Here is a 12,629-nt window from a genome sequence, read left to right on the forward strand (position 1 = left end):
CCTCCAAAACAAAATTTTAAAAACTTGATTGTGAATAAATTAAACAACTTTTAGCGATTTAACTTAAAGCACAATTTGGCTATAAATACTCTTCAATATCGGTTGCCGAAATTGAATGATGAGAAGCATGATGGACTACCTTTTCTTCCTTAATGATCAACATTTGCGGACTTTCATGACGTACATCGAAATGATCAGCAATTTCATTTGAAACCCCACGATTAGCAATAAGATCTAAAAAGTACAATTTGAACTCCTCACCTGTTTTCACATCTACCTCTTTTTCAAAAGTATTAAGAACCATACGACTGATTCCACATCGTGTAGAATGCTTAAAAACCACAACCGTCCTTTCTTTTGACTCTTCCTTAATGACTTCGATCTGGTTTTGATCTGTCAATGGATGCCACGGCACTTCTGTGATCTCTTCTTTAGATATATCTCGCTGACTTTTAAATACTTTATCAAATAATCCCATGATTTTTATTTTCGATAAAATTACTATTTCTCGTTGGCATTTTTAAGTTCTGGAGCACTAATTTTTAACTAATGTCTGTCCAAAAAGGTGATTTTTAGCTACCTTTATATGAGACAAAAAGTCAGTAAAAATGTACAATAACAGGTCATTTTGTCCGCCTCCTTCTACTGGTATATGAATTGCTAATTCTAAAAAAACAAAGACTATGAACCTGAACAATTTTACCATAAAATCACAGGAGGCCATTCAACAGGCCCAACAACTCGCCCAGGAATTCGGGCACCAGCAAATAGAGAACGAACATATTTTCAAAGCCATCAGCCTGGTTGATGAAAATGTTACTCCGTTTCTGCTGAAGAAATTAAATATCAATATTTCGCTTTTTCAGCAAATATTAGATAAGACCCTGCAAAGCTTTCCGAAGGTGAGCGGTGGCGACATCATGTTATCCAGAGATGCCTCCCGAACTTTAACGGAAGCTTCTTCTATCGCCAAAAAAATGGAAGACGAGTATGTATCTATAGAACACATCATTCTAGCCATTTTCAACTCTTCCAGTAAGGTAGCACAGATCCTTAAAGATCAGGGAGCTTCGGAAAAGGGATTAAAAGCAGCCATTCAGGAATTGCGAAAAGGTGAAAAGGTGACTTCTCAAAGTGCAGAAGAGACTTATAATTCCCTAAATAAATATGCCAACCATTTGAACAAGCTGGCCGAAGAAGGAAAACTAGATCCAGTGATCGGCCGGGATGAAGAGATACGCAGGGTACTTCAAATACTTTCCAGGAGAACCAAAAACAACCCAATGTTGGTCGGGGAACCGGGAGTTGGTAAAACTGCTATTGCCGAAGGCCTTGCACATAGGATCGTGGCCGGGGATATTCCTGAAAACCTGAAAGACAAGCAAATTTATTCTTTAGACATGGGGGCTCTCATTGCAGGTGCCAAGTACAAAGGAGAATTTGAAGAACGTCTGAAGGCTGTGATCAAGGAAGTTACTTCCAGCGAAGGAAATATAGTATTATTCATTGATGAGATCCACACCCTTGTAGGCGCAGGTGGCGGACAGGGAGCTATGGACGCCGCAAACATCCTTAAACCTGCGTTGGCCAGAGGTGAGTTAAGAGCCATTGGCGCAACCACTCTTGATGAATATCAAAAATATTTCGAGAAAGATAAAGCTCTGGAAAGACGTTTTCAAAAGGTGATGGTAGACGAGCCAGATACTGAAAGTGCAATTTCCATTCTTCGGGGAATTAAAGAAAAATATGAAACCCATCACAAGGTACGCATCAAGGATGAAGCTATTATAGCTGCCGTAGAACTTTCACAACGCTATATCACAAACAGGTTTTTACCCGATAAGGCAATTGACCTGATGGATGAAGCCGCAGCCCGACTTAGAATGGAGATCAATTCAAAGCCCGAAGAACTTGATGTTTTGGACCGCAGGATCATGCAGCTCGAAATTGAGATGGAAGCCATAAAACGGGAAAAAGATGAAGCTAAGTTGAAAACTTTGAGAGCAGATCTGGCAAACCTTAAAGATGAACGTAATGAGCTTCATGCGCAGTGGAAAAATGAAAAAGATGTAGTTGACAATATTCAGACTGCAAAATCAAATATTGAAGAATACAAGCTTGAAGCTGAACGTGCTGAGAGGGAAGGAAATTATGGGAAAGTGGCCGAGTTGCGCTACGGAAAGATAAAAGAAGAACAAGAGCGTCTTACCAAATTACAGGAGCAGCTGGAAGAAAACCAGAAAGGAAAGTCACTTATAAAGGAAGAGGTCACCAATGAAGATATCGCTGAAGTTGTAGCCAAATGGACCGGAATTCCGGTGAAGAAAATGCTTCAAAGTGAACGCGAGAAATTATTACACCTTGAAGAAGAATTACACCGGAGAGTTGTCGGTCAGGAAGAGGCTATCCAGGCAGTAAGTGACGCGGTGAGAAGAAGCCGGGCCGGATTACAGGATCAGAAAAAACCGATTGGCTCCTTCCTGTTCCTGGGTACCACCGGGGTAGGAAAAACTGAATTAGCCAAAGCCCTTGCCGAATATCTTTTTGATGACGAAGGTGCTATGACCAGGATAGATATGAGCGAATACCAGGAACGTCATGCCGTGAGCCGACTTGTAGGAGCTCCTCCGGGATACGTTGGCTATGAAGAAGGCGGTCAGCTTACCGAAGCCGTGAGAAGAAAACCATATTCGGTCGTACTTTTGGATGAGATAGAAAAAGCACATCCTGACACCTTCAACATTCTTTTACAGGTTCTGGATGAAGGAAGATTGACTGACAATAAAGGGAGACTTGCAGATTTCAGGAACTCCATAATCATAATGACCTCCAACATTGGATCCCACATTATTCAGGAGAAATTTGACACCGTGAAGGATGTTGATACCGCGATGGAGGCTTCTAAAGTCGAAGTGCTGGCTTTACTGAAACAAACGGTAAGACCAGAATTCATCAACCGTATCGATGATATAGTGATGTTCACACCGCTTACTCAAAATGACATTAAAAAGATCGTTGGTCTTCAATTGAAGGGAGTTAAAAAAATGCTGGACAAACAGGGAATCACTTTGGATGCTACAGATGAAGCAATTGAAAATCTGGCCGGAAAAGGATTTGATCCTCAATATGGAGCCAGGCCCGTTAAGAGAACTATTCAGAAGGAAGTTTTAAACAAACTTTCTAAGGAGATCTTGAGCGGTAAGATCACCACAGAAAGCATCATCCTTTTAGATGCCTTTGACAATAATCTGGTGTTCAGAAACCAGGAAGAGATCGCGGGACATTAAAACTGCGAATTGAATCATCAATAAAAGAAACGGCCGGGAAAACCCGGCCGCTCTTTTACTTGAAAATCAGCGTCTACCACCTTTCAATTTCTCTTTTTAATTCTTCTTTATCTCGTCCGGTTTTTTCCTGAAGCCGACCTAACATCTCCTCAAAACGGCCTTCAGCATACGTGGTATCATCATCAGTAAGATCACCATACTTTTGCTTAAACTGACCTTTAATTTGTTTCCATTTTCCTTCTAATTGATCATCATTCATAATAATGGTTTTTTATGGTTAAAGTATGAAATTACCTAAATTTCAATGGCGGTGTTGTCAAGAATTTCCCATATTGCTCTTAAGAATTTGTTATTTTTGCTCCCATGAAAAAGATACTTCTAACCACATTTTTAGCCCTTTCCCTGATAGGCTGTAAAAGTTCCAGAATTGGGGAAACAAGAAACCTCCAGTTGAGATACCTGGATAATTACACGATTGAAAAAGACCTTGAGATCAATGAAACCCTCGTGGGTGGCCTTTCGGGCATCGATTATCATGATGGAACTTTTTACATGGTGAGTGACCAGGCTTCCAACCCCAGGTTTTACAAGGCGGATATTAAACTGAAAGATGAGCAAATAGATACGGTCCTTATTAAGGAAGTGGTCAAACTGGAAACTTCTTCAAAAGGCTTGAAACACCAGCACCTTGACCTGGAAGGAATCCTTTTTGATCCGGAATCTGAAAATATGATCTTAAGTAGTGAAGGCTCGGTCAATAATGATATTAATCCCATGGTCTTCACCCTTTCTGAAGCCGGAACTTTCATAGACTCTTTTGCGGTTCCCGATAATTTTCTTGCTAAAAGCAAGAAAAAACCGAGAGACAATGGAACTTTTGAAGGCTTAGCTCACTCCTTTGATAAAAAGGGCGTCTGGGTTGCCATGGAACTACCTTTGAAAACCGACGGCCCAAAACCCAAGTTATTCAACACCAAATCTCCGGTAAGGATCACTTATTTCAACAAGGAAACCAAAAAGGCTGAAAAGCAGTTCCCTTATTTACTTGATCGCATCTCGAAAATTCCGTGGCTGTATTTCGCTGTTAACGGCGTAACCGATCTTTTAGAGTATGCCCCGGATAGGTTTCTGGTTGTAGAAAGAGGTTTTGCCAGTGGTCACGGTAGTAATGGAAATACGGTTAGAATATACGATGTGGATGCCCGTCTGGGAACCAACACCCTGGACAGAAATAACCTTAAAGTAACATTTTATAATCCTGCGAAAAAGGAATTGGTATTTGACTTAAAAAAGATCAGGAAACATTTAGACCAGGAGATAATCGACAACATCGAAGGGATTACCTTCGGTCCGCAACTCCCTAATGGGAACCAAAGTATTATCCTGGTATCAGATAATAATTTCAACACCTTAGGGCCTCAATTGAACCAGATCATCCTGTTGGAATTCAAACCAAAAAAGTAAAATTATGACAGCTTTCCTTATTTTTATCCTGGCCTTTTTTCCGGTTGAAAATCCTTCCGAAGAAAATATTCAAAAACAGGAAGCTATGACTAGCTATTATTTTATTAGACACGCAGAAAAAGAGGTAAGTGACCCTGCGAACAAGGATCCCGATCTTACGGATGAGGGCAGATCTAGAGCCCAAAAATGGGCGGAGATCCTTAAAGAGGTAGAGTTCGACCTTATTTTCACGACTGACTTTATTCGAACCAGGAAAACTGCGGAAGCTGTTGCGAACAGCCAGGAAAAGGAAGTTCAGCAGTACGACCCAAAACAATTGTACAGTGAGGAATTTCAGAAGAAAACAAAAGGCAAGACTGTGCTGGTGGTAGGTCACAGTAACAGCAATCCCAGGTTTGTAAATGTCATTCTGGGAGAAAAAGCATATGAAGACCTGCCGGAAAGTGAATACGGCAGTTTATATATAGTAAATATTTCACCTGACGGAACCAAGAGCCATCAGGTTCATTATATTAACTAATTGACTTCCACCTTCAAGATCTTATTCCTGATCTCAGAAACTTTTTTCAGCTTACCGGCTTCATACAAATCATCAAGCTCTGTTAAGGGCGTGTCAAGGTCATTGGTCTTGTAGTTTATATAATCTACAAACCTGGTCCCTTTTTTAGTACGTGGATCAACTGCTGCCCTAAACCGAATTCCGCCATCATTAACATAGAACCTGTAGGCCAGGTAGTCCACATTAAAATCCTCTTTATTGACCCAGTACATATAAATATCTTCATGGTCAGCTCCGCCACCTTCCTGCTTGAAAGTCACCTGCACCTGATAATAACTTTTATCTTTGATGGTATCCACACCTTTAAGCTGTCTGATCACAGCCGGGTCGTTAAGTCCATAAGGTAACTGCACGAAATAATGAACAGAATTGACACTTTCAGAATAAGCGGTGACCAGCGAATCTGGTAGGGTCTGCTCCTGTCCATTCTTATATCTTTTAAAACCGTCATTATTAAGAACATCTTTCACCTCTGCTCCTGAAGAATCGATTTGTGTTCGGGTAAATTCATATAAACCATCCTTTCGGCTGCTGGAATAAGTTTTATTTCTGAATTCAAATTTCACGGAAGCTTTCTCGTATTTTTCACCACCGGCAGCCTCAATAGCTTTGTCAATGACCTGGTCGGCAGTTAATTGATCGTTATTATTCTGGCAGGAAAGGAACAGCACAGAAACGGAGAGTAAAATAAGTTTTTTCATCTTGGGGGATTTACCAGACAAAAATAAGCATTCTAATTTTTCTTAAAATCAGAACCTAGATTAAGAATTCCTTAAAACCCCTTTAAATTGAAGAAAGCTTTATATTTTTGCTACCTATGAAGAACAGTATTAATATTAAGAACCGCAAGGCGAAATTTGAATACGAGATCCTGGACACATATGTGGCAGGTATAAAACTGGCCGGAACCGAAATTAAATCAATTCGTGAAGGGAAGGCCTCAATTGCTGAGAGTTTTTGTGAGTTTTCAAATAATGAACTGTTCGTCATTAATATGACCGTGCAGGAGTATTCTCATGCAACCTACTTCAATCACGATCCCAAACACGCGCGTAAACTGCTGTTGAACCGTAGAGAGCTTCGCAAACTGGAAAAGGAAGTGAAAAACTCCGGTCTTACAATTGTTCCGCTTCGATTGTTCATCAATGACCGCGGACTTGCAAAGATGCAGATAGCCCTTGCTAAGGGTAAAAAACTGTATGACAAACGGGAAACCATCAAAGACCGTGAAAGTAAACGTCGCCTGGACAGGATCAAAAAAGATTATAAATAAGCTCTGATTAATTTTTGTCTTCTAACAGCGGAACAAATCTAAACTCTCCAAATTCGGTTTTCTGAAATTCGGTCTTAGACTTTCTTTCAAACAAGGTCATTACCTGCGTGTCAACCCCTACCGGTATTACCATGCGACCTCCCACTTTCAGCTGGCTCAATAAAGGCTTTGGGACATATGGCGCACCGGCTGTTACAATGATGCGGTCAAAAGGAGCATAGTCAGGAAGTCCTTTATAACCATCTCCAAACCCTAAATATCTTGGTCGGTATCCTAATTTTGAAAGAAACAGTTTTGTCCTTTTAAAAAGTTCCAGTTGTCTTTCAATACTATAGACTTTGGCACCCAATTCGCAAAGAACGGCCGTTTGGTAACCACTCCCCGTTCCAATTTCCAGAACCAGATCTCCTTTTGAAACCTGAAGAACTTCAGTTTGAAAGGCTACTGTATAAGGCTGAGAAATAGTTTGGTCTGCAGCGATGGGAAAGGCTTTATCCTGATAGGCGTGATCCTCGAAACTACTATCCATGAACAAATGCCGGGGTATTTTCCTGATGGTATCCAGAACGTTCTCGTCTGTTATCCCTTTTTCAGCAACGATCCTGGCCAATTGTCTTCTTTTACCTTGGTGTTTTGTAGTATCCTTTCGCACTGTCTTTCAAAATTAGGCTCAAAATTACATAAAGATTACCGCTTGCTAAAGAAAAAAACAATCCTGTATAGGTATTAGAATTAAAATGGCATTGGCTTTAGGTCAATTAATATTATTTTTGTTCAAAACGTAAAAATTATGCTTAAAGCTGGCGTATTAGGCGCAGGACATTTAGGGAAGATTCACCTTCGTCTGCTACAGGAATCAAAGAAATATGAACTAGTAGGATTTTATGATGTTGATGAGAGTAGCGGAAAGAAAGTAGAAGCTGAATTCGGATATAAGTTTTTTAAAAATCTTGATGATCTAATTGCGGCAGTAGATGTTGTAGATGTGGTCACCCCTACTCTTTCCCATTTTGAAACAGGCAAAAAGGCCATCCTTGCAGGAAAACATTTATTTATAGAAAAGCCCATCACCAACACTGTTGAAGAAGCAGAGACATTGGTGGAACTGGCAAAAGAACATAAAGTAAAAGGCCAGGTTGGCCATGTAGAAAGATTTAATCCTGCCTTCATGGCCGTGGCGCCCAAGATCGAGAACCCAATGTTCATCGAGACCCATCGCCTGGCGGAATTTAATCCCAGAGGAACAGATGTCCCGGTGGTCCTTGATCTCATGATACATGACATAGACGCCATTTTAAGTGTGGTTAAATCTGAAGTAAAGAACATCAGTGCGAGCGGAGTTTCGGTCATAAGTGAAACCCCTGATATTGCCAACGCCCGTATAGAGTTTGAAAACGGTTGTGTTGCCAACTTAACCGCAAGCAGGATCTCCCTGAAGAATATGCGTAAATCCCGATTTTTTCAAAGGGACGCATACATTTCAGTAGATTTTCTCGACAAAAAATGCGAGGTAGTAAAAATGAAGGATGCACCCGAGAAACCGGGAGACTTTGATATGATCCTTCAGAATGCGGAAGGGATCAAAAAACAGATCTATTTTGACAATCCAGAAGTTAGCCTGAATAATGCTATTTTAGACGAGCTTGAGTCTTTCGCCGATGCCATTGAAAATGACACCGTACCGGTAGTAAGTCTGGAACAGGGAACCAAGGCCTTACGCGTAGCCAAACAAATTATAAATTCATTTAACTAAACAACACACATGAAAAATATTGCAGTTATTGGAGCAGGTACTATGGGAAACGGAATTGCCCATACTTTTGCACAATTCGGATATAAAACACATCTAATTGACATTTCAGAGAAGTCCCTGGAAAAAGGGATGGGAACCATTTCCAAGAACCTGGACAGAATGGTGGCCAAAGAAAAGATCTCTGAAGAGGATAAAAAGGATACTCTAAATAACATCACTACTTACACCCAACTTTCAGAAGGTGTGAAAGGTGTGGATCTTGTGGTAGAAGCTGCTACAGAAAATGTAGAACTTAAACTTTCTATCTTCAAGCAACTGGACGAGATGTGTTCAAAAGACACCGTTCTTGCTTCCAACACCTCTTCTATCTCGATCACAAAGATCGCTTCTGTAGTTTCAAATCCTGAAAGGGTAATTGGAATGCACTTTATGAATCCGGTACCGGTTATGAAACTGGTAGAGATCATTCGCGGTTATAATACCAGTGACGAGATCACCAATGCTATTATGGAGCTTTCCAGAAAGTTGAAAAAAGAACCGGTTGAAGTGAATGACTATCCTGGATTTGTTGCCAATCGTATCCTTATGCCAATGATCAACGAATCGATCGAGACTTTGTATAACGGAGTTGCAGGTGTGCAGGAGATCGACACGGTTATGAAACTGGGAATGGCTCACCCAATGGGACCTCTTCAATTAGCCGATTTTATTGGACTTGATGTTTGCCTTTCTATCCTGGAAGTAATGTACAATGGGTTTAAAAATCCAAAATACGCGCCTTGTCCGTTATTGGTGAATATGGTACAGGCCGGGAAATTAGGTGTTAAATCGGGTGAAGGTTTCTACGATTATTCTGAAAGCCGTAAGGCAGAAAAAGTTTCAGGACAATTCAGTTCCTAATCGAAATCAAAAGTCACACGATTGGCACATGTAATTCCATTCAAGGCGGTAAGACCGTCTCGCGATAAAGTAGGACTGGTAGCCTCGAGATCGTACCAGGATTATTCCGTAGAAGAATTAAGGTTTCAGCTTGAGCATAACCCTTTCTCATTTTTACATATCATCAATCCGGGATATAAATTTCAAAAGGAGATAGCCGGGAATAAACGGTTCCAACTCGTAAAAAACCGGTACCTCGAGTTCAAGGAAGAAGGGGTCTTCATCCAGGATCCGGAAGCCGCTTACTATATCTATGAAACCGTTTCCCGCAACCAGACCTACTGCGGAATTATTGCGGCCACCAGTGTGGAAGACTACGAAAAGGATATTGTAAAACGGCACGAAGACACCATTTCTCACAGGGAGAATCTTTTTAAGGATTACCTGCAAACGGTAGGCTTTAATACTGAGCCTGTATTGCTTACTTACCCTGACAGTGCTGTGATCAACAGCATTTCAGCAGAAATAAAGGCTGAAAGGCCAGAATATGAGTTTTCTTCACTTAACAGGGACACACATTATTTATGGGTGGTTAATGATCCCGACAAAACTGCGAAGATCAAAGCTGAATTTGATAAAATGCCGGCTGTCTATATCGCCGATGGGCATCACCGCTGTGCCTCTTCCTGGTTGCTGGCAAAAGAAAGCGAAGAGAACAATCCAGAGCATACCGGAAAGGAGCCTTATAACTACTTCATGAGTTATTTGATCGCCGAAAGCAATCTTAAACTCTATGAATTCAATCGCCTGGTGACCGACCTGAATGGAATGAGCAAAAAGGAGTTTCTCATGCAGCTTGACGAATGGTTTAGAATTGAGAACCGGGGAACGGAATTCTATAAGCCTTCCAAGAAACATCATTTTTCGATGTATTTGGACGGAGAGTTCTACTCCTTGTATTTGCGAAAAACCAGTTATGAGTTCACAGATTCCCTGAGCGCATTAGATCCTTATATTCTATTTGTCAAAGTCCTGAAGCCTTTGTTAGGAATTGACGACCCCAGGAATGATCTGAGAATTTCGTATCTTCCAGGTAGAAATGAGTCTTTCGAGGTCAAAAAGGCAGTTGACGAAGGTGCATTTGCCGTAGGCTTCGGAATGTTGCCTCTCACCATTGAGGAAGTAAAACAAATAGCGGATGAAGGTCTCACCATGCCGCCAAAAAGCACCTACATTGAACCCAAACTCAGAAGCGGACTTACCGTATATGAGTTTTAGAATACTTCCGAAGAAAACAATTTTAGAATAATGAGCATTGCAGATAAAATAAAAGAATTTCATGCAGAACTTCCTGCTGACGTGACTTTGGTTGCTATCTCCAAGACCAAACCTAACGAAGATCTAATGGAAGCTTACAAAGCCGGACAAAGAGTTTTTGGCGAGAATAAGATCCAGGAAATGGAACAGAAGCATGAAGATCTTCCGAAGGATATAAAATGGCATATGGTTGGGCATGTACAACGCAATAAAGTGAAATACATGGCTGGTTTCGTAGACCTCATTCATGCTGTTGATAGCCTGAAGTTGCTTAAAGAGATCGAAAAACAAGCCAAAAAACATGATCGAACTGTTGAATGCTTGCTTCAGATCAAAATTGCCGAAGAAGATACCAAATATGGAATAACTGTTGATGAAGCTAAAACTATCCTGAACTCTGAAACCTACGGCAAAATGTCTCATGTTAAGATAGTTGGGTTGATGGGAATGGCAACTTTAACAGAAAATGATGCCAAAATTAGACAGGAATTTAGCTTTTTAAAGACTACTTTTGACGACCTTAAAAAAGACCGTGAATCTTTTGAAATATTGTCCATGGGTATGAGCGGCGATTACAAGATCGCCCTGGAATGTGGAAGCAATATGATAAGAGTTGGAAGTTCGATCTTTGGTGAGCGTAATTATAATTAGAAACAGATATTAGCATTTGTACTCAATTTTAGACATAGAAACTACAGGAGGAAAGTATAATGAAGAGGGAATTACTGAAATTGCTGTCTACAAATTTGATGGTACAAAAGTAATTGACCAGTTTATTAGCCTGGTGAATCCTGAGATTCCTATTCAACCTTTCGTAATTGGCTTGACAGGTATCAATAATGAGATGTTACGGCATGCTCCCAAGTTCTATGAAGTTGCAAAACGCATAGTGGAGATCACAGAGGGTACCATCATTGTTGCCCATAATGCGAAATTTGACTACCGTATCCTCCGCACCGAGTTTAAAAGACTTGGTTTTGAATTTGAGAGGGAAAGTTTGTGTACGGTAGAACTCTCTAAAAAATTAATTCCGGGACAAGCTTCTTACAGCCTTGGAAAACTGGTACGTGCACTGGGAATTCCTTTAAGCGATCGTCACCGGGCCAGCGGAGATGCTCAGGCTACCGTGAAACTTTTTAAAATGTTGCTCGCAAAGGACACCGATAAGGAGATCCTGAAGAATTCGGTTAGAAATACTCCAAAAAATCAAATGGATACCAAACTGATCTATTTGTTGGAGGAGCTTCCATCCATTACCGGCGTATATTATTTCCACGATTCTGAAGGGGAAATCATCTATATTGGAAAAAGCAAGAACATCAAGAAAAGGGTGAATCAGCATTTTACAAGCGAGAACAGGAAATCCCGTGAAATTCAGAAGCACGTGGCATCCATAAGTTATGAAGCTACCGGAAATGAGCTGAATGCTCTCCTGAAGGAAAACGAAGAGATCAAGAAAAACAAACCTAAGTACAATAAAGCCTTAACAAAAACAATCTTTTCTTACGCCTTATATCAATCGAAAGATTCTGAAGGATATACCCAATTAAAGATCGCAAAGGCTGATGGTCGCAAGAAAAATATCACCACCTTCACAAATTTTCAACAGGCTAAAGCAGTTTTGAATAACATTGTTGAAGAATACAATCTGTGTCAACGCCTTACCGGTATTCATACCGGCAACGGCAGTTGTTTCAATTACAGTATCAAGGAGTGTAATGGCGCATGCATTGGGGAAGAAACTCCCGAAGAATATAATGAGCGAGTGGAAAGAGTCTTACTCAAATACAGTTATGAAAACCAGAATATGATCGTTATTGATCGTGGGCGTGATATAGATGAGAAAAGTGCCTTACTGGTTGAAAATGGTCAGTTCAAAGGAATCGGTTATTTTAATCTCAACTATCAGCTCAATAACCTGGATATCATCAAGTCCATCATCACTCCGATGCGAAGTGACAGGGATTCACAACATATCATTCAAAGCTATTTGAGAAAGAATAACCGTCTCAAAGTAATTAAACTGGATACTGTAGAGTAAAATTTTCACTTCTGTTAAGGGGGTTCCTACAAAAAATGTATTTTTACTCTATATAA

General features: G+C 40.5%; 13 protein-coding genes. 9 read left to right on the top strand and 4 right to left on the bottom strand.

Features of this window, described 5'->3' with window-relative positions:
• Positions 1-79: 79 nt before the first annotated feature.
• Positions 80-478, bottom strand: coding sequence for a bacillithiol system redox-active protein YtxJ (gene ytxJ / locus ACFQ1G_RS03870; protein ID WP_380736956.1), 399 nt, complete (start codon positions 476-478; stop codon positions 80-82).
• A 205-nt stretch (positions 479-683) separates the two neighbouring features.
• Here ytxJ and clpB point away from each other — a divergent pair, with 205 nt between their 5' ends.
• Positions 684-3,287: an ATP-dependent chaperone ClpB gene (clpB, locus tag ACFQ1G_RS03875; RefSeq protein ID WP_380736957.1), complete on the top strand. Its 2,604-nt coding sequence runs from the start codon at positions 684-686 to the stop codon at positions 3,285-3,287.
• Positions 3,288-3,360: 73 nt separating this feature from the next.
• Here the strand turns inward: clpB and ACFQ1G_RS03880 are convergent, their stop codons facing one another.
• Entirely contained in the window at positions 3,361-3,546 is a 186-nt protein-coding gene (locus ACFQ1G_RS03880) for a CsbD family protein (RefSeq protein ID WP_380736958.1), read from the bottom strand.
• Positions 3,547-3,650: 104 nt separating this feature from the next.
• Between ACFQ1G_RS03880 and ACFQ1G_RS03885 the strand changes: the two genes are divergently transcribed.
• Both ACFQ1G_RS03885 and ACFQ1G_RS03890 read left to right on the top strand, forming a co-directional pair.
• Entirely contained in the window at positions 3,651-4,751 is a 1,101-nt protein-coding gene (locus tag ACFQ1G_RS03885; protein WP_380736959.1) for an esterase-like activity of phytase family protein, read from the top strand.
• A gap of 4 nt (positions 4,752-4,755) precedes the next feature.
• Positions 4,756-5,271: a SixA phosphatase family protein gene (locus tag ACFQ1G_RS03890; RefSeq protein WP_380736960.1), complete on the top strand. Its 516-nt coding sequence runs from the start codon at positions 4,756-4,758 to the stop codon at positions 5,269-5,271.
• On the opposite strand, the gene ACFQ1G_RS03895 is transcribed toward ACFQ1G_RS03890, so the two are convergent.
• Positions 5,268-6,011, bottom strand: a complete 744-nt coding sequence (locus ACFQ1G_RS03895; protein ID WP_380736961.1) for a DUF6503 family protein — start codon at positions 6,009-6,011, stop codon at positions 5,268-5,270. The two genes, ACFQ1G_RS03890 and ACFQ1G_RS03895, sit on opposite strands and share 4 nt — an antisense overlap.
• Before the next feature lie 116 nt (positions 6,012-6,127).
• On the opposite strand from ACFQ1G_RS03895, the gene smpB reads away from it, so the two are divergent.
• Positions 6,128-6,583 carry an SsrA-binding protein SmpB gene (smpB, locus tag ACFQ1G_RS03900; protein WP_380736962.1) on the top strand — a complete coding sequence of 152 codons (456 nt, stop codon included), beginning with the start codon at positions 6,128-6,130 and terminating at the stop codon, positions 6,581-6,583.
• 7 nt (positions 6,584-6,590) lie between these two features.
• Here smpB and ACFQ1G_RS03905 read toward each other — a convergent pair whose 3' ends face one another.
• Complete coding sequence (locus ACFQ1G_RS03905) at positions 6,591-7,235, bottom strand: protein-L-isoaspartate(D-aspartate) O-methyltransferase (protein ID WP_380736963.1); 645 nt, start codon at positions 7,233-7,235, stop codon at positions 6,591-6,593.
• Positions 7,236-7,373: 138 nt separating this feature from the next.
• Here ACFQ1G_RS03905 and ACFQ1G_RS03910 point away from each other — a divergent pair, with 138 nt between their 5' ends.
• From ACFQ1G_RS03910 to ACFQ1G_RS03930, 5 genes are read left to right on the top strand one after another with little or no spacing between them, the layout of a single operon-like run.
• Complete coding sequence (locus ACFQ1G_RS03910) at positions 7,374-8,336, top strand: Gfo/Idh/MocA family protein (protein WP_380736964.1); 963 nt, start codon at positions 7,374-7,376, stop codon at positions 8,334-8,336.
• 9 nt (positions 8,337-8,345) lie between these two features.
• On the top strand, positions 8,346-9,236 hold the full coding sequence (locus ACFQ1G_RS03915; protein WP_380736965.1) for a 3-hydroxyacyl-CoA dehydrogenase family protein: 891 nt from the start codon (positions 8,346-8,348) through the stop codon (positions 9,234-9,236).
• Positions 9,237-9,257: 21 nt separating this feature from the next.
• Entirely contained in the window at positions 9,258-10,493 is a 1,236-nt protein-coding gene (locus ACFQ1G_RS03920; RefSeq protein ID WP_380736966.1) for a DUF1015 domain-containing protein, read from the top strand.
• A 30-nt stretch (positions 10,494-10,523) separates the two neighbouring features.
• Positions 10,524-11,183: a YggS family pyridoxal phosphate-dependent enzyme gene (locus tag ACFQ1G_RS03925; RefSeq protein ID WP_380736967.1), complete on the top strand. Its 660-nt coding sequence runs from the start codon at positions 10,524-10,526 to the stop codon at positions 11,181-11,183.
• Positions 11,184-11,199: 16 nt separating this feature from the next.
• On the top strand, positions 11,200-12,573 hold the full coding sequence (locus ACFQ1G_RS03930; protein ID WP_380736968.1) for an exonuclease domain-containing protein: 1,374 nt from the start codon (positions 11,200-11,202) through the stop codon (positions 12,571-12,573).
• Positions 12,574-12,629: the final 56 nt, after the last annotated feature.

Source organism: Salinimicrobium gaetbulicola (genome assembly GCF_042676025.1).
Taxonomy (GTDB): Bacteria; Bacteroidota; Bacteroidia; order Flavobacteriales; family Flavobacteriaceae; genus Salinimicrobium; species Salinimicrobium gaetbulicola.